The organism is Rhizobium sp. ERR 942, from assembly GCF_007828395.1.
GTDB lineage: Bacteria > Pseudomonadota > Alphaproteobacteria > Rhizobiales > Rhizobiaceae > Rhizobium > Rhizobium dioscoreae.
This window is the reverse complement of sequence record NZ_VIUA01000009.1, coordinates 121,802-141,917: the sequence shown is the minus strand read 5'-3', so window position 1 is coordinate 141,917 and position 20,116 is coordinate 121,802. Positions and strand designations below refer to the sequence as shown.

Sequence of the window (20,116 nt, the reverse complement as noted above, 5' to 3'; positions counted from 1 at the left end):
ATGATCGCAAGTTCGCTTTCAGGACGGTGGCGTGGCTAGAAGGTCGCCGGTGTATTGACCCAGAAGATGCTTGCGCGATCCGCTCCCACATTGCGATACCAATGGGGCAGCTCGGAATTGAAGACGAAGCTGTCGCCGATGGAAAGCCGGAATGTTCGTTCCCCGACCATCAGTTCGATCTCGCCGGCAAGAACGTATCCAACCTCTTCGCCGACATGCTGGATCGGCCCGGCACTTTGGCCGCCAGCCTCAATGTGGTGGATGTTGCATTGAAGCAGATGGCCTTGCGAATAGGGGATTATCCGTTCGAGAGATATGCCTTCCCCTCTGCGCAATGGGTCGAGTCCAATCAAAGGCCTTGTCCCGGAACGGAAGACGATGCCCTCTTCACCGTCGGCCTCCTCGAACATCCAGCCAATATTCGTACCCAGAACACCGACAAGCCTATGCAACATCGGTAACGAGGGCGAAGCCTTGCCGTTTTCAATTTTCGACAAAAGGCTTTCAGAGCAATCCGCGGCCAGGGCGAGAGCCTTAAGGGTCAAGCCCCGGGTTTGCCTGGCGAGCCTTAGACGGCCTCCAAGCCGCGCCGGATTGGTCAGTATCTTTTCCTCGTTGTCTTCTCCCGATTTCCCGGGGGATCCAATCATGTTCATGTTTCTGGTGTCGCCGTTACAAAGCCAAAGCTTAACGCCACCCCTCTGCATCTGTCTAGCTATCACGAGCGCCAGTGACATGGGCGCCAGGGCGACTTCTCCACCAGCGCCTGTTTCACAGGGAAAGCTGATTGTCGTCCTGAATTCCGTTATGCGGTCCTCTCGTCGACCTGCGGCGACGTTGCTGGAGATTATTCGCGGACTTCGCGCGGATTGGTCCGCAACATTCAGCGTCCGCCGATCGACGGGCTGAACACCATGAGGCTCAGAATCTCGAAGAGCACCTGGGCTCCGGCATGTGCTGTGTTGGTCGTTGCGTCATATTGCGGTGCGACCTCGACGACGTCGCCGCCCAAGAGGTTCACGCCCTTCAGCCCGCGGATCAGTTCTAGAACTTCGCGCGTCGTCAATCCGCCGATCTCGGGCGTGCCCGTGCCCGGCGCGAAGCTCGGATCGAGGCTGTCGATGTCGAAGGAGAGATAGGTCGGGCCGTCGCCGACGATGGATTTGGCCTTGGCGATGACGGCTTCCATCCCCATTCCGCTGAGGTCCTCGGCGTGGATCACGGTCATTCCCGATTTATAGGAGAATTCCCATAGGTATTCCGCTGAACCGCGTATGCCGATCTGGATTGTCCTTGTCGGATCGAGCACGCCGTCCAGCACGGCATTGCGGAACGGTCCCCCGTGATGAAATTTGGTTTGATCGAAGGCACCGCTGGTGTCGCAATGCGCATCGATATGAATGAGACCGACCGGCTCCTTCCGGCCGACAGCCTTCAAGATCGGGTGGCTGATGGAATGATCGCCACCCACCGACAGCGGTGCGACACCGGCATCGACGATCTGGCCGATACGCTTCTCGATGTCGTCGTGGCTGAGTTCCAGCCGGTAGCGGCTCTGGAACGGCACGTCGCCAATGTCGGCGACCCGAAGATCGAAGACCGGCGCCGTTCCCAGAACGTGGTTATAGGGACCGATCCTTTCAATGGCGCGAAGGGCACGCGGTCCGAAGCGGGAGCCGGGGCGATTGGTGACGCCAAGATCCATCGGGATTCCCGTTATCGCGACCTGAAGATTGCCGAAGTCAGGCTCGTCGGCCGCGACCTGCATGTAAGGCGCGCTGAGGAAAGTCGGCACACCGGCATATGGCGCCAGTCTCGTACCGCTCTTGGAGATGATTTTCTCCGCCACTTTGCGAAACTTCTCGTCGAATATCTCGCCGCCATTGGCGTCTGAAAATTCCGCGCGCAGCTGTTCGAGCCGTATCTTGTCCCACACCATGCGCATGCGTCTCCGCTTGAGGTTCGTCCCGCTCAACAAAGAGGTTGAGAAAACAATTGGTATCGTTGTAGCAATCGGTATCAAAGAGAAATCGATATGACCGCTGCAAAATCCAATTCGCTCGTTGCCCGCCTCTCGCCTCCGCCCATTCCTTCCGTCGTCGCCTGGGGACGCGAATACAAGGGATCGAAGGGGCCACTCATCGATCTGTCGCAGGCTGTGCCCGGCTATCCCGCACACCCGGAGATGCTGCGGCTTCTCGGCGAGACGGCGGCACAACAGGCGATGACAGGATACGGGCCGATCGAGGGCGAGCCTTTGCTGCGCCAGGCCTATGCCGCCCATGTCGCGGAGCTCTATGGCGCTGACATATCTGCCGGCAATATCCATATCACGGCCGGCTGCAATCAGGCGTTCATGTGCACGGCGATTGCGCTTGCGGGCGCGGGCGATACGGTAGCGCTCACCAATCCTTTCTATTTCAATCACGACACGACGTTGTCGATGTTGGGGATCGGGCGCCGACTGGTCGAGTGCGATCCCGCAACCGGCTTTCTTCCCGATCCCGGCTCTGCCGAAGCCGCGCTTGCGGCCGGCGCGAAGATGCTTGCCGTCGTCACGCCCAACAATCCGACCGGAGCAGTCTATCCGCCTCAGCTGCTTCACGAGCTTTTCTCGCTGTGCCGAAAATACGGCGCCTGGCTGGTCGTCGACGAAACCTATCGCGACTTCCTGGCCGAAGGTTACGGCCGGCCGCACGCCCTGCTTTCGGAGCCGGGCTGGGAGGATACGCTTGTCCTTCTCTACAGCTTCTCGAAATCCTTCTGCATTCCCGGCCATCGGCTAGGCGCCGTCACGGCGGGCCTCGGGCTCGTCGCTGAGATCGCGAAAGTCATGGACAATATGCAAATCTGCGCCCCGCGTTCGGCTCAGATCGCGGTTGCATCGGCTTTGCCTGTCCTTGCCGATTGGCGGGCCGGCAACAGGCTGGAAATCGCTCGCCGGGCCGATGCCTTGAGATCGGCGTTCTCCGGGCTGGTGGGTTGGGAGATTGCGGCGATCGGCGCCTATTTCGCCTTTGTTCGCCATCCCTTCGAGGGCCGATCGTCGTCCGAGGTTGCCGAGGAACTCGCGAGGGAACGCGGTGTCGTCTGCATACCAGGCGCATATTTCGGCGAGGGCCAGGAGCGCTACCTTAGGCTTGCCTTTGCCAATGCCGATGTCACTTCCATCGGACTACTGCCGGATCGGCTCCGCTAGGGGGCGATCAGCAGCAGCCGGCAGGTCATGATAGCCGCCTTGCCAGTAGAGCAGCGGTCTTGCGTCCCGCCGGATCTCCATCGCACGGATGTGCCCGATCAGAATGGCATGGGAGTGATGATGGAATGTGGTTTCGAGCTTGCAGTCGAGGACCGTCAGGGCATTTTCAAGAGCGGCTGCGCCTGTCCTGAGGCGATACCACTCGGCACCCTCGTACCGGTCGGCGCCCTTGCGTCCGCCAATGCCGGAAAAGGATTGCGCGACGTGCTGCTGGTCGGCCGCAAGCACGTTAACGCAGAAACAGCCGTATCGCTGCAGCGCCGGCCAAGAGGAAGAAGTCCTGTTGACGCTGACGATGACGGAAGGCCGATCCGCCGAAAATGAGGAAACCGACGTCGCGGTGAAACCGGTACGGTCCTGGCCGTCACCGACCGTGATCACGCTGACCGCGCCGGCCAAATGACGCATCGATAGCCTGAATTCCGTGTCGCTGATCAGAGCGTCGTTACCCATCGGCCTCGCCCTCACGTCTTGGCAAAGCGGTTTGCCGGCATCGAAATGCCGAGGTTTTCGCGCAGGGTCTTGCCTTCATATTCCTCGCGGAACAGCCCGCGGCGGCGAAGCTCCGGCAGCACGAGCCGCACGAAATCGTCGAGGCTGGACGGCAGGGTCGGAAACATCAGGATAAAGCCGTCGGCCGCACGCGTTTCGAACCATTCCTCCATGTAGTCGGCGATCCGGGCAGGCGTGCCCGTTATGCCATTACCGGTGTGCTTCTCGGCATAGTGTCGGATCAGCTCGCCAACCGTATGGCCGCTCTTGACGAAATCCACCAGCTCGTCGAACAGGGCACGCGATCCCTTTGGCGCCGCCGGCAGACGGTCCATCGGGAAGGGCCCGTCGAGGGCCACGCCGCGCAGGTCCGCCTCCAGGAACTCGGAGAGCATCAGCCGCCCGACATCGGGATGCATCTTGTCGATCAGATAATCCACCTTCGCCTTTGCTTCGGCCTCGGTTTCGCCGACGTTGATGACGATGCCCGGCATGATTTTCAGGTCGTCGCGATCACGCCCATAGGCAGCCATCCGGCCTTTGACATTCTCGTAAAAGGCCCGGTTCCGTTCGATGTTAGAGGCCAGGCTGAAGACGATCTCGGCCGTGCGTGCCGCCATGTCCATACCGGGTTCGGAACCGCCCGCCTGGGCAATGACAGGACGGCCCTGCGGCGTCCGCGCGATATTGAGGGGTCCGCGAACCTGGAAGTGCTTGCCCTTGTGGTTGAGCGTGTGATGCTTGTCCTTGTCATAGTAGACGCCGTTTTCGCGATCGAGAAGGAGCGCGCCCTCCTCGAAGCTGTCCCAAAGGCCGAAGACGACGTCGACGAACTCGTTGCCGCGCTCGTAGCGCAGCGCGTGCGGATCGAGCCCTTCGCGATTGAAGTTGTAGCCGGTTTCGTCGTGGTCAGAGGTGACGACATTCCAGCAGGCGCGGCCCTTGCTCAGATGATCGATCGAGGAAAACAGACGCGCGACATTGTAGGGCTCATAGTAGCTTGTCGAGACCGTTGCCACGAGCCCGAGATCGTTGGTCGTCACCGCCAGTGCCGAAAGCAGCGAGAGCGGCTCGAAGCGGTTCATCTTGGTCGGGATGCGGGCGAGTGCATTGGGATCGCCGACGGCGGCCGCCGGAGAATCGGCCATGAACATGAAGTCGAATTTGGCCGCTTCGGATCGCTTGGCGACATCGAGCAGATGCGCGAAGTCGTTGGCGCCGTTGACATCGCTTGCCGGATGTAGCCAGGAGGCCGGATGAAAGCCGAACGTATAGACGAAAGTTCCGAGTTTCATCTTATCGGTCCGCGCCATCGAATTTTCCCTTTATATCGGCCACGCCGTCCCGTTGACGGCGAATGTACAAATTATCGCCAGGTGCAAAATTTCATCAATATCGCGGAGCTGAGTTCCGTTTTAGTTTTTCTAAAATGTCGATGTCGGTGCCGACATGAGGGCTTGCTGGCGAGAAATGGTGAGAAGCCAATCGCGGAACTGGCGTCCGTGGGGTTTTTCCAAGGCCGCCCTATCCCAGGCGAGAAAATAGCTTTCGCGCAAGGGAATGCGTATGTCGATGGGAATGACCAGCGTCTGCGCCTCGAGTTCATCAGCAATCATCGACATCTGCGCGAGAACCACGCCGCGCTTGTTGACGGCGGCGTCAATTGCGCTGCTCGACAGGGTGAAGGAAAGGCCCGCGGCGGTTTCCTCGAGCGCCGCCCCGGTCGTCGCGGCGAATTCAAGCCAGCTCGGATAGGGCGTGAAATGCCTCTCCCATTCGACATGCAGGAGCGGATATTGAAGAAGTTGCGCCGCGGAAGGCGCCTTGCCCTTGATCAATGCCGGTGAGCAGGCGGGAACCACCCAATCGCGGAACAGCTCCGTATAATGTTCATGCTGCAATACGTCCGATCCGTAACTGATGCGGAAATCGATGTCGTCGAAGCCCATGCGCGGTTCCTTGTCGCGGCCGACGATCCTGACATGCGCGTTTGGATGCAGGGCCTGCCAGTCGAAGATTCTCCGCCCAATCCACTTGTTGACGACCGAAGATAGCGCGCTCAGCACAAGCGCATTTTCGTTGCGTGCCCGTTCCAGGACCTGTTCAGCAACCGCGAATTGCTCGAATCCCTTCGATATTTCCTGATGGTAGAGCCTTCCCCATTGGGTGAGTTCCACCGTGCGACCATTGCGCTCGAGCAAGGTGACGCCGAGAAAGCTCTCGATCTTGCGGATTTGCTGACTGATCGCTCCGGGCGAAACCTTCAGCTCCAAAGCTGCCGCGTTCACGCTGCCGCAACGGCCGACAGCTTCGAAAGCCTGCAAGCCTTTGAGCGGAGCAGTCCTGCCGATGTGTTTCTCGTTCAAGAGGCATCTCCCCGCGGCGGTTGATCGGTGACGGCTCTCTCGTTTGGATAAATGTCGCCGGCGAACTGGAAGCGATCGCCGGGATGGATGAACTCGACATAGGTGACTGTGCGACTGCTCTGCCATGTCTGACGGATGAGCATCAGACAGGCTTCGCCGCGTTCGGTTTCAAGCAGGCGCGCCGTCGCGGCATCGGCCGAGACGGCGCGAATGACATGCCGAGCCTTTGACCAGGGCACCTTTTCCAGCAACCATTTGCCGGGTGGGACCGAAGCGAAACTCTCTGTTCTTGCAGATGGCACTACGTCCAGCATGACGATGCGCCGCTCCAATGTATTCGCCTTGCCGTCGACCGCGTGCAGGCAGTGGAGCCGCAGGATTTCCGCCCCCATGGTTTCGCCGAGCCGCATCGCGGTGGCTGCATCCAGCCTCTCGATCTTCCGCATCAGCATCGTGTGGCTATGCTCGTGTCCCGCCAGTTCCGCTTCCGTGGAAATATCTTGAATGTCCATCACCGTGCGGTCGATTTGCCGCGAGGCGACGAAGGAACCGAGCTTGCGGCGGCGTATGATCATGCCACGCTCGGCCAGGGTCGAAAGCGCCTTGTTCACGGTCATCCGGGAGCATCGATACTCTTTAAGCAGCTCATGCTCGACGGGTATTCGGTGCCCCGGCGGCCAAATGCCGCTCATGATCCTGCTTTCTATATCCTTCAGAATTTTCTGATGAATTGGGACCAACGCTCGCCTTGCTCCGGCAATGAATTCAGTGTCCGTGGAAACCGCGTCTGCCAAATCCGTCGGGCATCATGCGGCATAATTCTTGCGTTCGTTATGTTTTGTATTTGACAGTGTAGGCGAGGCTGTATCTATTTGTATAGACAAAAGGTCATAAAAATCGGCCGGACGGGACAACGCTTGGGGAACCTGAACCTTCCAAAGGAAGGGCACAAAACTGGAGAGAAAGACATGAGGAAGAATTCGCTTCTGAAGGGGTTGGTGGGCGCCGCACTTTTGTTTGGCGCAACGATTTCGGCCCATGCGGCTGACACGCTTGCTGCCGTCAAGGCCGCCGGTACCCTGAAAGTCGGCACCGAGACGGCCTTTGCCCCCTTCGATTTCATCGATGCAGGCAAGCATGTCGGCTTGAACGTCGACCTCTTCGATGAGATCGGCAAGGAACTGGGCGTGAAGATCGAATGGGTCACGCTGCCGTGGGATGGCGTGTTCCCGGCACTCGAGGCTGGAAAGTTCGACGTCGTTGCCGGCCCGGCGACGATCACCAAGAAGCGCATGGAGCGCTATCGCTTCACGCCGCCTTTGGCCGAAGCAACCATTGCGATCCTGAAAAAGGCCGGTGACAAGACGATCAGCAAGCCGGAAGATATCGCCGGCAAGAAGATCGGCGTTGGCAAGGCAACCGCGCAGCTCGATCAGCTGAAGGAGTTTTCTGACACCCTGCCGACCAAAGCCGATATCCGCGAATACCCGGCCTTTACCGAATCCTATGCCGACCTCGCAGCCGGCCGTATCGCCGGCGTTGCCAACTCGCTGCCGAATATTGCATTCGTCGCCAAACAGCGTGAAGGCACGTTCGAAGTCGTGCTGCCGCCCTTCGGCAAGAAGTCCTATTTCGGCTTCATCGGCTTGAAGGATGCTGATCACGCACCGTTGATGGACGCCATCGATGCAGCCATGTTGAAGATCAAGGCTGACGGCCGCATGGCGACGCTGCAGAAGAAGTGGTTCGGCGCAAGCTTCGACACGCCTGACGCCGTCAAGGACCCGGCATTCTGATCAGCCCTCGGAAATCGGCCGTGCCCGCTTTGCTGCCGGGCTCGGCTGATGAGCGAGATCCCAGCTTCCTGGTCACCACGCGGGCGAACACTCAACAATGTCCATCGAGCTCTTTGGATTGCTTCTGCAGGCATCCATCTACACGGTGACGATCAGCTTTGTTTCGATCTTTATCGGTTTTGCAATTGCGATCCTGATTTCGGGAATGTTGCTGACGGGGCGTAGCCTTTTCGTGCGACCTGCCCAGTTTTTCATCAGCTTTTTCCGCGGCGTGCCGCTGCTGGTGCAATTGCTGCTGATCTATAATCTGCTTCCCGCTATCGGCCTCAACGTGCCGAGCATCGTTGCCGCCATCATCGGCCTGTCGCTCTGCACGGCCGCATACCAGGCAGAGAACCTGCGTGGCGGCTTTGCCAGCGTGCCGCTGGGCCTGGTGGAGTCGGCGGAAATGGTCGGGCTGACACCACGCCAGATCTTCCGCCGCATCAAGGTTCCGATCGCGCTGCGTCTCACATTCCCAGCTCTTGTCAACGAGGCGATCCTTATCCTGAAGGCGTCGTCGCTGGTCTCCGTTGTCGGCATCGTCGAACTCACCCGCATGGCCCAGGATCTTGCCGGCAGCACCTTCCTGCCGCTGCAGATCTTCGCGGCCGCTGGCCTCATCTATCTCGTGATCAACTGGGTGGTGGCGCTTGCCGGCGGCTTGATCGAAAGCAGATTGCCGGGGGTAGCGCGATGACCTTCGATATCAACGTCCTCGTCGGCCAATGGCCTGCCATCCTCAGCGGTGCCGGCGTCACGATCATGATCTGGATCGTGGGCACTATCGCCGCTGCCATTATCGGCTTCGTGATGGCGGTCGCCCGGCAATATGGCGGCGTGGTCGTCGACAAGGTGCTTGGTGCCGTCGTGGCGGTGCTGCGCGGCACGCCATTTCTTATCCAGATCTTCCTCGTCTATTATGGCGGCCCTTTCGTCGGCCTCGAGCTCGATCCCGTGCCTGCCGGATTGATCGGCATTTCGATCTATGGCGCGGCCTATTTCAGCGAAATCTTCCGTTCCGGATTTCGCGCCGTGCCGAAAGGCCATATCGAGGCTGGCGAATGCGTCGGCTTGACGCGCGGGCAGATCATAAGGCGCATTCTCCTGCCGGAGATGACGATGCTGGTGCTGCCGCCCTGCGTGAACATGACCGTCATCCTGATGAAGGAGACGGCGGTCCTCTCCATCATCACCGTGCCGGAATTGACGGCGACGCTCAGTGCGATCGGATCGCAGCAATATGCCTTCGTCGAGGCGCTGTCCGCCCTGGCGCTCTTCTACTGGGTGCTCGTCGAAGTCACCGGCTGGCTTGGCAACCTTGCCGAAACGAAACTTTCCAGATTCAGGTTTTTCAACGCATGAGCGTCCCCGCTATAGAAGTCAGGAATCTCATCAAGACGTTCGGAGAGACCACGGTCCTCCATGGTATCGATCTTGCCATCGAGCCGGGGCAGGTCTCCTGCCTCATCGGTCCATCCGGCTCGGGCAAAAGCACGCTTTTACGATGCATGGCTTTCCTTGAAGAGGCGACGCGCGGAACGATCTCCATCAACGGCGAGGTCCTCGGCTTCACCGAGGATGCTCAAGGACGGCGTGAACGTGTCTCGGCGACTACCAATCGTTCGATCCGCGCCCAGATCGGCATGGTGTTCCAGCAATTCAATCTCTGGCCGCATATGACGGCGCTCGGCAATGTCAGCGAAGCCTTGAAGACGGTTCACAAGATGAGCCGTAAGCAGGCCGAGGATGCGGCCATGGCGCAACTCGTCAAGGTCGGGCTCGAGGCGAGAGCAGGGCATTATCCCTCGCAGCTTTCCGGCGGACAACAGCAACGCGTGGCGATCGCCCGCGCCCTCGCTTTGAAGCCGAAGATCATGCTGTTCGATGAACCGACCTCATCCCTCGATCCGGAACTGACCGGCGAAGTCCTGAACGTCATGCGCGACCTAGCGGCCGAGGGCATGACCATGGTCGTCGTTTCGCACGAAATCGGCTTCGCCGCGACCGTCGGCCAGCAGATCATCTTTCTCGATCACGGCAAGGTGCTGTTTAGCGGGCCACCTCAGGAGGTCTTCAAGAAGCCCAGAAATCCTCGCCTTGAGCAATTCCTCGATACCTATCTCGACCGGGGCGCGTCGATGTTGCTCTGACATCGCCTCGAGCACGGCTTGAGCCAGGCCGGGTTATTGCTCCGGCGGACGTGTTTGGGGGCGGCGCCTCGCAGCAGATCATGAAGTATTCACCAAGCCGAAATCAATTCGGCTTGGTGAATGGTGCATGTGATCATATCTTCTCCCATCCTATAAGCCGCGGATATGTTGCGTGGATTTGGACCCTGCCGCTGCGCTGCCATGCTCGAAGTGTCGTGCGCCATTTCCTCAGCAAGCCCTGATATGGGCGTGAGTACCTTCCGCCTGCTGACATTATCTTCCCCAGGACCATTGTTGGCATGAAAGGAGAGGAAGAAACTCCGCTGAACGATGTTCCAGGGACCCAACCAGGAAAAAATCCGGCTGCGGTACGGTCTGGAGCGCACCTTCGAAGACGTCTGTGACACTCTGACTTTCTCGAAAACGAATGGCCGCCAGGGAACCGGGAACCTTCTGTATCCTGATCGATTGCTGTCACCGCGCAGTTGAGGAGATGCGGTTATGGAGACGCAACGTCGTTTCGAACGACAATGGCCAGTGAGGGGTGCTGTGTCGAGAGTAGACTGCGCTGGGGAATGTGTGGCGACGAACTGCCCGAGGAAGAAACGAGCGAGCGCTTTTAGCCAATCTATTGCGAACGGAAGTGAAAGCATCTTCGTCTGAATGGCGAGCGATGCTCCTTTATGAGTGGGTTGTTTAAATGAAAGTTGCTCGATTGGAGGGAACAAGCAAGTCGTTCGATGGTTGGTCTTGGTATCGCCGGGAGGGACAATTTATTTCCGCCTGATGCGTGGAGAACAAATTGATGACGTTTGCAGCCGAGCCGGCCGGCACGTTTAGCCATCCCCGGATTTACTATATAAATCCGTTGCTCCTAACCGGACGAGACCAATGGAGTGAAGCCTTTGATCATGCAAGCGCTCTCGGTTTCGATATTGTACTTTCCGCTCCGCCCTTCCTCGACACGAGACGTGCCGGTCTTCGTTCCACGGAGAATTACACGCGAGCGGACGCAGAGGCCAAGCTTGAAGATGAAGTGAAGGAGGGTCTTTTCGCCCTGGCAAAAGATGCGCGCGAGCGGGGTGTGGCATTTATGCTCGATCTCGCGATAAAGTCGCGCAGCGCAAGAACAGGCGTCTCGACCCCTCTCGACCCACGGCGGTCGCCAAGTTCTCCATCTCAGCCCCGCGCGCCATATTCGAGCGAGGTGACCGGCGAATGGGAAACCCGCCTCGCAGACTTCGCGTCCTGTGGGATCATGGGGTATCGGGTCATTGGTCTTGACAGACTGCCTGCTGACGGTTGGCGACGATTGATGGCAAGCGCAAGGATCGCGGATCCGGAAACGAGATTCTTTGCCTACACCCCGGGAACTGATTTCGCTTTTCGATCAAAATTGCAAGACTGCGGGTTCGATGGAGCCTTTTCGTCGCTTGCTTGGTGGGATCTGCGCGAAGACTGGTTCCTTGAAGAGTATCGCCTGCAGCTGCCTTTCGGGCCACAGATCACCTTTCCGGAAGCGCCGTTTGGAAGGCGCATCGCGCATGGCAGCGAAAGCAGGGAAATCCGCGAGCGAAAATCACGCCGCGCTCTCCATCTCGCGGCCGAGCTCGGCGACGGATTGCTTGTGCCGATGGGATTCGAATTCGGCGCCACCTTGCCGCTCGATCCCACATATGGGCATGGAGAGGGTTTGCGTGTCCTCAAGGCCGAGGGAGCTTACGATATCTCGGCCGATATACGCGACCTGAATTCCGTTCCACGCGCGTCCACTCGATGGATGTTTCTTCAATGTGAAACAGCGAGCCAAGTCACGGTGATCGCGCAGGCTGATCGATCCACATTGCGGGATGCAACGCGTACGCGGCTACTCGCGGTCAACAGAGATCTGCGTCGTACCGCGGAACTGCCTGACGACATCATGCATCGCTTGGCCTTGCCTTTCCTGCCCGTCGAGGCGGTGGCTGGTAGCCGGAGAATCGCTCCAGGCGAGGTGCGCGCCGTCACAACGGAGATCCGCCCTCTGGTTTCGGCTGACGAAGGGGAACTGTCCCTCGCTGAAGCGACGGCCTCTCCGCGCATCGCCATCGAACTTGTTACCCCGCAGGTCGATGATGGACGTTTCGCGGTCAAGCGCATCGTCGGCGACACGCTGATCGCCGAGGCGGACATCTTTGCCGATGGCCACGATCTGCTGTCGGCCGCCCTCCTTTATCGGGCCCGAGACGAGCTTGAGTGGCGTCGAACGAGAATGGTCCTTTGCGAAAACGATCGATGGCGGGGCTCCTTCCTGCTCGATCGCATCGGGCGCTTCGAATTCCTGGTCGAGGCGTGGAAAAATCCCTTCGCCATCTTCCGCAACGAGCTTCTCAAGAAGAGCGAAGCGAGGCTCGATCTGCGGCTGGAACTGATCGAAGGTGAGGAGTTGATCCGCGATGCTGCTGCCGATGACGGCATATCGATGAGGCAAGGGGATCGGGCGGAACTCGCGACGTTGCTTGCCGAGCTCGAAAGGCGTGACGGGCCAGGCAAGCTCGAATTGCTGCTTGCCACACGAACAAACGAACTCATGGCGCTCGCCGACCGTCGCCCCTTTACCTCGCACTCGCGAACTTATGGTGTGGAAGCGGAGCGCCGCGAGGCAGCCTTTGCGAGCTGGTATCAGATCTTTCCACGTTCGCAGAGCGGTGACCCCAATCGCCACGGCACTTTTGAGGACGTCATCGCACGCCTGCCGGCCATCCGAGATATGGGCTTTGACGTGCTCTATTTCCCGCCGATCCACCCGATCGGCCACACCAACCGCAAGGGCCGCAACAATTCTCTCATCGCCGCTCCAACTGACCCAGGCAGTCCTTACGCGATTGGTTCGGAGGACGGCGGGCACGAGGCGATCCATCCCCTCCTTGGCGGATTCGATGACTTCGAGCATCTGATTACGGAAGCCAGGCGGCTCGGATTGGAGATCGCACTCGACTTAGCGATTCAAGCCTCCCCCGACCACCCGTGGCTAAAGGAACATCCGGGCTGGTTCGACTGGCGGCCCGACGGCACGATCCGTTATGCGGAAAATCCGCCGAAGAAATACGAAGATATCGTCAATGTCGATTTCTACGCGCCGGAGGCAGTGCCGGCGCTTTGGGCCGAACTGCGCGACATCGTCGAAATGTGGATCGAGGAAGGCGTGGAAATTTTCCGCGTCGACAATCCTCATACCAAGCCTTTTCCCTTCTGGGAGTGGATGATCGGCGATATCCGCGCGCGTCATCCGCAGGTTGTGTTCCTTTCGGAAGCCTTCACAAGGCCGAAGGTGATGTACCGGCTGGCGAAGGTCGGCTTCTCCCAGTCCTACACCTACTTCACCTGGCGCAACACAAGAGCGGAGCTGGAGGAATATCTGACCGAACTTACTCAAAGTGAGGTGAGGGAATTCTTTCGCCCGCATTTCTTTGTCAACACGCATGATATCAACCCGGACTTCCTCCAGAACGCGCCGCGCTCCGCCTATCTCATCCGGGCCGCGCTCGCTGCCACCCTATCCGGTCTTTGGGGCGTCTATAACGGCTTCGAGCTTTGCGAAGGACGGCCGGACGCCAAGCGCAAGGAATATGCCGATAGTGAAAAATACGAGATCCGCGCCTGGGATTACGACCGCCCGGGTAACATCAAGGCGGAGATCTCGATCCTCAATCGCATTCGCAAGGATAATTCAGCGTTGCATTCGCATCTCGGCCTGACTTTCCTGCCCTCCTCGAACCCCAACGTCATGTTTTTCGAGAAGGCAAGCGTCGGGCGCCACAACGTTCTGCTTGTGGCCGTGACGCTCAATCCGCACGCGATAGAGGAAAGCAATGTCGAATTTCCGCTCTGGCGGTTCGGCCTGGCAGACGATGGCACACTCGCTTTCGAGGACCTCGTCAGCGGCCAGAGATTTAGCCGTACGGGCAAGTGGCAGATGATCAGGCTTGATCCAGCTCATTTGCCCTTTGCCATCTGGCGCGTCAGGGCAGGGGAGGTCTGAGATGGACACTGTTCACATGGCCGAGAGCGATAAACTTGCCGACGACCCGCTATGGTATAAGGATGCGATCATCTACCAGCTGCACATCAAGTCGTTTTACGATGCCAATGGCGATGGTATCGGCGACTTCGAGGGCCTGTACCAGAAGCTCGACTATATAGCCGCACTCGGCGTCAATGCCATCTGGCTCCTGCCGTTTTTTCCCTCGCCCCGACGCGATGACGGCTATGATATCGCAGATTATCGCAATGTCAGCCCGGACTACGGGACGCTAGAGGATTTCCGGAAGTTCGTGGCGGCGGCGCATGAACATAATATCCGCGTCATCATCGAGCTTGTCATCAACCACACGTCGGACCAGCATCCCTGGTTCCAGCGCGCGCGGCAATCGCCTGCCGGAAGCCCCGAACGTGACTTCTACGTCTGGTCGGATACCGACCTGAAATTTCCCGAGACCCGCATCATTTTTCTCGATACGGAAAAGTCGAACTGGACATTCGATCCCGTGGCGGGCGCCTATTATTGGCATCGCTTCTATTCGCACCAGCCCGATCTCAATTTCGATAATCCGCTGGTCATGAAGGAAATTATCGATGTCATCCGCTTCTGGCTTGAGACCGGCATCGACGGCTTCCGGCTCGATGCGATCCCCTATCTTGTCGAGCGCGAGGGCACCAACAACGAAAACCTGCCGGAAACACATCTGATCCTCAAGCAGATCCGCGCGGCGCTTGATGCGACACATTCCGGCGTGCTGCTCCTTGCCGAGGCAAACCAGTGGCCGGAAGACACGCGAGAATATTTTGGCGACGGCGACGAATGCCACATGGCGTTCCATTTCCCCTTGATGCCGCGCATGTACATGGCGATTGCCAAGGAGGATCGCTTCCCGATCACCGATATCATACGTCAAACGCCGGAAATTCCCGAAATCTGCCAATGGGCGATCTTCCTCCGAAATCACGACGAGTTGACGCTCGAAATGGTCACCGATGCTGAACGCGATTATCTGTGGGAGACCTACGCCTCCGACAAGCGCGCCCGCATCAACCTTGGCATCCGACGGCGGCTGGCGCCATTGATGGAACGCGATCGCCGCCGTATCGAGCTCATGAATGCGTTGCTGCTGTCCATGCCGGGAACGCCCATCGTCTATTATGGGGACGAGATAGGCATGGGAGACAATATATATCTCGGCGACCGGGACGGCGTGCGCACCCCGATGCAATGGTCTCCCGATCGCAATGGCGGCTTTTCGCGCGCAGATCCAGCGCGCCTCGTATTGCCGCCGGTTGCCGATCCGCTCTATGGCTTCGAGGCATTGAACGTCGAGGCACAGGTGTCGGACGCGCATTCCCTGTTGAACTGGACACGGCGAATGCTGGCGCTGCGCGGTCGCCACGGCGCCTTTGGGCGGGGTTCGATGCGCTTCCTGGCACCGGCCAACCGACGGATTCTCGCCTATTTGCGCGAACATGGTGACGAGGTCATTCTTTGCGTCGCAAACCTGTCGCGCGTTCCTCAAGCCGTGGAGCTCGATCTGCAGCAGTTCGAAGGGCGGGTTCCCGTGGAGTTGACGGGCATGTCGCCATTCCCGCCGATCGGACAGCTCACCTACCTGCTCACACTGCCGCCCTATGGTTTTTTCTGGTTCCAGCTCGCTGTCGAGGCCGACGGACCAGCCTGGCGCACGGCACCGCCCGAGCAACTTGTCGATCTGGTGACGATCGTTATCCGGCGCAGCCTCACGGAACTTGCCGAGCTGCCGCATCACGCGGCGGTGTTGAGCAGGGATATCCTGCCGGCCTATCTTGCGAAGCGCCGTTGGTTCGGCGCCAAGGACCAGGCTCTGCAGGAGGCAAGGCTCGTTTCCGCGACGCCGATACCCTTTGCCGACGGTGTCGTGCTCGGAGAGATCGAGGTCGTGCTGCCGGATCATGTGGAAAGCTACCAACTGCCGCTCGCAGCCGAATGGGACGATACGGCGACCAACGTGCTCGCCCAGCAGCTTTCCCTTGCCCGTATCCGGCAGGGCAGGCGGGTGGGATTCCTGACTGATGGATTTGCCATCGAACTAATGGCGCGTGGCATCCTTCAGGGCCTGTGCGACCGCTCGACGGTCAGCGGACGCACCGGCATGATCGAATTCATCGGCACCGACCGGCTCGATTGCCTGGCCCTGACGGAGGACATGCCGATCCGTTGGCTTTCGGCCGAACAATCCAATAGCTCGTTGCTCGTGGGCGACTTGGCGATGATCAAGCTGATCCGCCATGTCTTCGTCGGCGTCCATCCGGAAGTCGAAATGACGCGCTATCTGACGGAACATGGTTACGAGCATACTGCCCCTCTTCTGGGCGAGGTGGCTCGGACCGACGGCGAAGGTCGCCGATCGACGCTTATCATCGTTCAAGGAGCGATCCGCAATCAGGGCGATGCCTGGAATTGGATGCTGTCCAACCTCCGACGCACTGCCGACGAGATTGTTATCACGGAGTCCGCCGTCGAGGCGGCCGATGAGCAGCTGCAGCCGCTTCTGCATTTCGTTTCCATGGTCGGAGAAAGGCTCGGAGAATTGCATGTCTTATTGGCGCAACCGACCGACAACGAAGCCTTCGCGCCACGTCGGGCGGAAGCACGCGATATCGCCGGCATTTGTAAAACCGTAACGGGCGAGATCACCTATGCCTTTTCCAAGCTGACCGGCCTCGAAGACAGTGTCGAGCCCGAGATCGCGGAACAGATATCCCTGCTGCTTGCCGAACGCGACAGGATCCTCGAGCTTGCCGGTGCGCTGGCGGACGAGGCGAAAGGCACGTTGTTGACGCGTGCGCATGGCGATTTCCATCTTGGCCAGATCCTGGTGACGGAGGGCGATGCCGTCATTATCGATTTCGAAGGCGAGCCGGCGCGCAATCTCGCGGAGCGTCGCGCCAAGACGAGCCCATTGCGCGACGCTGCCGGCCTGCTGCGGTCGCTCGACTATCTCTCAGCGACCGCCATGCTCGAAAACGACGCTATTTCGGATCATCATGATGCCCGCCGCCGAGAGGTGATCCGCCGCTTTGCGGAAAGTGCAGAACGCATTTTTCTGACATCCTATATCGAGGCATTGGCGGCTTCGCCCGATTTGCCGAAAACGCCCGCCGAGGTGCGGCGGATCATCGATATCTTTCTTCTGGAGAAGGCTGCCTATGAGATCGCTTATGAGGCCCGGAACCGTCCTAAGTGGCTTCCGATCCCGCTGAACGGACTTGCCGCCATCATAGCCCGACTTTCGGAGAGCCGCTCATGAGCGACATCGCCGACATTCTCAGCGGAGTGGATGCGGGTTCGATACATGCCGTGGTGGAGGGACGGCATGGAGATCCTTTTTCGATCCTCGGCATGCACAAAGGTGTGGACGGCCGCTACAGCGTCAGGGCCTATCTTCCGGGAGCCTTGCGTGTTGAAATCCTCGATCGAGACAGTGATCGCGTTCTGGCATTGGCCGATCTCATCCATCCGGCCGGCCTGTTCGGCGCGATGCTTGCCGAACGCAACGCCTATTATCTGAGAATTCAATGGCCCGACGCGGTCCAGGTGACGGCCGATCCCTATAGCTTCGCGCCGCTGCTCGGCGATCTTGATCTCCATCTGATCTCGCAAGGGACGCATTACAACCTGAGCAAGGCTCTCGGCGCAAATCCGATGACAATCGACGATGTCGCGGGCGTGCGTTTTGCGGTCTGGGCGCCGAATGCAAGCCGCGTGTCCGTGGTCGGCGACTTCAACGCCTGGGACGGACGCCGCCATCCGATGAGGCTCCGGCCGCAGGCAGGTGTCTGGGAGATCTTCATTCCGCATATCACGGACGGCGAGCGCTATAAGTTCGAGATTCTCGATCGCTTCGGCAATCCGCTTCCGCAGAAGGCCGATCCCGTCGCACGGGCCGCGGAGCCGGCGCCATCGACGGCGTCCGTGGTGGCTTCGTCCGAGCCTTTCCGCTGGAATGATCATGACTGGATGGACAAGTGCCGAAGCACCGATCATTTCGCCAAGGCGCTTTCGATTTATGAGGTCCATGCCGGCTCTTGGCTGCGCAACATGGAAGATGGCGGCCGCGCGCTGGATTGGATCGAACTCTCGCAGCGGCTCGTTCCCTACGTCCGCGAAATGGGTTTCACCCATATCGAGCTGATGCCGATCATGGAGCATCCTTTCGGAGGATCATGGGGCTATCAGCCACTCGGTCTGTTTGCGCCGACCGGGCGCCATGGCACGCCCGAAGATTTCGCATATTTCGTCGATCGCTGCCACCAGGAAGGGCTCGGTGTCATTCTGGACTGGGTGCCGGCGCATTTTCCGACGGATGTCTGGGGATTGGCGCGTTTTGACGGCACCGCCCTTTATGAGCACGAAGATCCGCGAGAGGGCTTCCATCGCGACTGGAGCACGCTGATCTATAATCTTGGCCGTAACGAGGTCAAAGGCTTCCTGATCGCGAGCGCGCTCGAATGGCTTGAGCGCTATCATGTGGACGGATTGCGCGTCGATGCCGTCGCCTCCATGCTCTATCGCGACTATAGCCGCCCGGAAGGCGAATGGATCCCGAACCGTTACGGCGGGCGCGAAAACCTGGAAGCCATCGAATTCTTCAAGCATTTGAATAGCATCGTTCACGAACGCCACCCGCACGCGCTGATGATCGCGGAGGAGTCGACCGCTTTTCCGAACATCACAAAACCCGCCGCGGAAGGCGGGCTCGGCTTCGACATGAAGTGGAATATGGGATGGATGCATGACACGCTCCATTACATGTCCGACGATCCGGTCTATCGAAAGTATCATCATGGCTCGATGACCTTCGGTATGATCTACGCCTACAGCGAACGCTTCATCCTGCCGTTTTCACATGACGAAGTCGTGCATGGAAAGGGTTCCCTGCTCGCCAAGATGCCTGGCGATCCCTCGCAGAAGATGGCCAATCTTCGCGCTCTTTTCGGCTTCATGTGGGGGCACCCGGGTAAGAAGCTTCTCTTTATGGGCGGTGAGATCGGTCAATGGTCGGAATGGAGCCATGACGGTTCCGTCGAATGGGATCTCCTGGATGAACCCTCTCATGCTGGCCTGCAGCGGCTGGTGCGCGATCTCAACCGAACCTACGGGCATTTTCCATGCCTGCAGCATGGAGATACCATGCCGGACGCTTTTGAGTGGGCGGTTGCGGATGATGCCGAACAGTCGGTTTTCGGGATGCTGCGCTTTGATGCTGGGCGGCGGTCGGCCATTGTGGTCATTTCGAATTTCACTCCGATTTTCCGGAGCGGATATAGGGTAGGTGTTCCTTTTGCCGGCCTCTGGCGGCGGATACTCGATACCGATGATTTAGTTTATGGCGGAGCAGGTATGGGCTCTGGTGATCGTCTTAGCGACGATTTTCCCGCGCATGGGCGCCGCCAGTCTCTTCTCGTCGATCTTGCCCCTCTTTCGACAGCGATGTTTCTCTTTGAGGATGGAGAAGCGATGACGGGAGGTGAGCAATCCTGAAGTTCCGCGTCGTGGGAAGTAGTCGATGCCGTCGTGGTTGCGCGGAACGGTCCGGTAGCGAACATCGTCTTTCTTCCAATTTGATCCATCTTTTATTGCATGAGGAGGTTGCTAATGAAAATCATGATCGTCGAAGACGAGCCCTTGGTGGCACTGGAATTGGAGCGCATCGCGATCGAAGCTGGCCACGAAGTCGTGGGCTCCTTCATGACCGCGGAACAGGCCCTGGCCTACGCGTCAAAGGCAGAGGTGGCTTTCGTGGATCTCGGCTTGGCCGATGGCCATAGCGGAGCGGGGCTTGCTCGCCGATTGACGGATCGGTTCAGGATAAAAGTGATCTTTGTGACCGGCAGCCCGGAGCGGGTTGGTTATGGCCTTGAAGGCGCGGTTGGAATAATCGACAAGCCATTCACCGACAAAGCAATCATCGATGCCTTGGAAAAGGCGCGGCGCCTATAAGG

At 59.1% G+C, this 20,116-nt stretch carries 15 protein-coding genes; 9 read left to right on the top strand and 6 right to left on the bottom strand.

Annotation, left to right across the window (positions count from 1 at the left end; translation table 11 throughout):
* Positions 1-35: 35 nt before the first annotated feature.
* A complete protein-coding gene (locus FBZ97_RS29590) occupies positions 36-650 on the bottom strand; it encodes a cupin domain-containing protein (protein ID WP_113388679.1) in 615 nt (204 codons plus the stop codon).
* 233 nt (positions 651-883) lie between these two features.
* Positions 884-1,939: an agmatinase gene (gene speB, locus FBZ97_RS29585; RefSeq protein WP_145323179.1), complete on the bottom strand. Its 1,056-nt coding sequence runs from the start codon at positions 1,937-1,939 to the stop codon at positions 884-886.
* Positions 1,940-2,035: 96 nt separating this feature from the next.
* On the opposite strand from speB, the gene FBZ97_RS29580 reads away from it, so the two are divergent.
* Positions 2,036-3,199 carry an aminotransferase gene (locus FBZ97_RS29580; RefSeq protein WP_113353000.1) on the top strand — a complete coding sequence of 388 codons (1,164 nt, stop codon included), beginning with the start codon at positions 2,036-2,038 and terminating at the stop codon, positions 3,197-3,199.
* Here FBZ97_RS29580 and FBZ97_RS29575 read toward each other — a convergent pair.
* The 4 genes from FBZ97_RS29575 to FBZ97_RS29560 all read right to left on the bottom strand — a co-directional run bounded on the left by FBZ97_RS29575 (position 3,176) and on the right by FBZ97_RS29560 (position 6,857).
* Positions 3,176-3,712, bottom strand: coding sequence for a flavin reductase family protein (locus tag FBZ97_RS29575; RefSeq protein ID WP_113353001.1), 537 nt, complete (start codon positions 3,710-3,712; stop codon positions 3,176-3,178). The genes FBZ97_RS29580 and FBZ97_RS29575 overlap by 24 nt on opposite strands.
* Positions 3,713-3,723: 11 nt before the next feature.
* A complete protein-coding gene (locus tag FBZ97_RS29570) occupies positions 3,724-5,064 on the bottom strand; it encodes an LLM class flavin-dependent oxidoreductase (protein WP_145323177.1) in 1,341 nt (446 codons plus the stop codon).
* A 111-nt stretch (positions 5,065-5,175) separates the two neighbouring features.
* Positions 5,176-6,117, bottom strand: coding sequence for a LysR family transcriptional regulator (locus FBZ97_RS29565; protein ID WP_145323175.1), 942 nt, complete (start codon positions 6,115-6,117; stop codon positions 5,176-5,178).
* Positions 6,114-6,857, bottom strand: a complete 744-nt coding sequence (locus FBZ97_RS29560) for a UTRA domain-containing protein (protein WP_145323173.1) — start codon at positions 6,855-6,857, stop codon at positions 6,114-6,116. Before FBZ97_RS29560 ends, FBZ97_RS29565 begins: the two co-directional genes overlap by 4 nt.
* 228 nt (positions 6,858-7,085) lie before the next feature.
* Here FBZ97_RS29560 and FBZ97_RS29555 point away from each other — a divergent pair, with 228 nt between their 5' ends.
* From FBZ97_RS29555 to FBZ97_RS29520, 8 genes are all read left to right on the top strand, one after another.
* On the top strand, positions 7,086-7,913 hold the full coding sequence (locus tag FBZ97_RS29555) for a transporter substrate-binding domain-containing protein (protein WP_113331814.1): 828 nt from the start codon (positions 7,086-7,088) through the stop codon (positions 7,911-7,913).
* A 97-nt stretch (positions 7,914-8,010) separates the two neighbouring features.
* Positions 8,011-8,652: an amino acid ABC transporter permease gene (locus FBZ97_RS29550; protein WP_113353004.1), complete on the top strand. Its 642-nt coding sequence runs from the start codon at positions 8,011-8,013 to the stop codon at positions 8,650-8,652.
* Positions 8,649-9,317, top strand: coding sequence for an amino acid ABC transporter permease (locus tag FBZ97_RS29545; protein ID WP_113353005.1), 669 nt, complete (start codon positions 8,649-8,651; stop codon positions 9,315-9,317). The genes FBZ97_RS29550 and FBZ97_RS29545 overlap by 4 nt, the downstream gene beginning before the upstream one ends.
* On the top strand, positions 9,314-10,105 hold the full coding sequence (locus FBZ97_RS29540) for an amino acid ABC transporter ATP-binding protein (RefSeq protein WP_069614159.1): 792 nt from the start codon (positions 9,314-9,316) through the stop codon (positions 10,103-10,105). Before FBZ97_RS29545 ends, FBZ97_RS29540 begins: the two co-directional genes overlap by 4 nt.
* An 805-nt stretch (positions 10,106-10,910) precedes the next feature.
* Positions 10,911-14,126 carry an alpha-1,4-glucan--maltose-1-phosphate maltosyltransferase gene (locus FBZ97_RS29535; protein ID WP_145323171.1) on the top strand — a complete coding sequence of 1,072 codons (3,216 nt, stop codon included), beginning with the start codon at positions 10,911-10,913 and terminating at the stop codon, positions 14,124-14,126.
* A 1-nt stretch (position 14,127) separates the two neighbouring features.
* Complete coding sequence (gene treS / locus FBZ97_RS29530) at positions 14,128-17,421, top strand: maltose alpha-D-glucosyltransferase (RefSeq protein WP_145323169.1); 3,294 nt, start codon at positions 14,128-14,130, stop codon at positions 17,419-17,421.
* Positions 17,418-19,655, top strand: a complete 2,238-nt coding sequence (glgB, locus tag FBZ97_RS29525) for a 1,4-alpha-glucan branching protein GlgB (RefSeq protein ID WP_145323167.1) — start codon at positions 17,418-17,420, stop codon at positions 19,653-19,655. Before treS ends, glgB begins: the two co-directional genes overlap by 4 nt.
* A 114-nt stretch (positions 19,656-19,769) precedes the next feature.
* Positions 19,770-20,114, top strand: coding sequence for a response regulator (locus FBZ97_RS29520; RefSeq protein WP_113353009.1), 345 nt, complete (start codon positions 19,770-19,772; stop codon positions 20,112-20,114).
* Positions 20,115-20,116 lie beyond the last annotated feature (2 nt).

Bases quoted from the DNA above. Each gene is read 5' to 3' on its own strand.
- FBZ97_RS29590 (WP_113388679.1), bottom strand. From the start codon at position 650: ATGATTGGATCCCCCGGGAAATCGGGAGAAGACAACGAGGAAAAGATA.
- speB (WP_145323179.1), bottom strand. From the start codon at position 1,939: ATGGTGTGGGACAAGATACGGCTCGAACAGCTGCGCGCGGAATTTTCA.
- FBZ97_RS29580 (WP_113353000.1), top strand. From the start codon at position 2,036: ATGACCGCTGCAAAATCCAATTCGCTCGTTGCCCGCCTCTCGCCTCCG.
- FBZ97_RS29575 (WP_113353001.1), bottom strand. From the start codon at position 3,712: ATGGGTAACGACGCTCTGATCAGCGACACGGAATTCAGGCTATCGATG.
- FBZ97_RS29570 (WP_145323177.1), bottom strand. From the start codon at position 5,064: ATGGCGCGGACCGATAAGATGAAACTCGGAACTTTCGTCTATACGTTC.
- FBZ97_RS29555 (WP_113331814.1), top strand. From the start codon at position 7,086: ATGAGGAAGAATTCGCTTCTGAAGGGGTTGGTGGGCGCCGCACTTTTG.
- FBZ97_RS29550 (WP_113353004.1), top strand. From the start codon at position 8,011: ATGTCCATCGAGCTCTTTGGATTGCTTCTGCAGGCATCCATCTACACG.
- FBZ97_RS29545 (WP_113353005.1), top strand. From the start codon at position 8,649: ATGACCTTCGATATCAACGTCCTCGTCGGCCAATGGCCTGCCATCCTC.
- FBZ97_RS29540 (WP_069614159.1), top strand. From the start codon at position 9,314: ATGAGCGTCCCCGCTATAGAAGTCAGGAATCTCATCAAGACGTTCGGA.
- FBZ97_RS29535 (WP_145323171.1), top strand. From the start codon at position 10,911: ATGACGTTTGCAGCCGAGCCGGCCGGCACGTTTAGCCATCCCCGGATT.
- treS (WP_145323169.1), top strand. From the start codon at position 14,128: ATGGACACTGTTCACATGGCCGAGAGCGATAAACTTGCCGACGACCCG.
- glgB (WP_145323167.1), top strand. From the start codon at position 17,418: ATGAGCGACATCGCCGACATTCTCAGCGGAGTGGATGCGGGTTCGATA.
- FBZ97_RS29520 (WP_113353009.1), top strand. From the start codon at position 19,770: ATGAAAATCATGATCGTCGAAGACGAGCCCTTGGTGGCACTGGAATTG.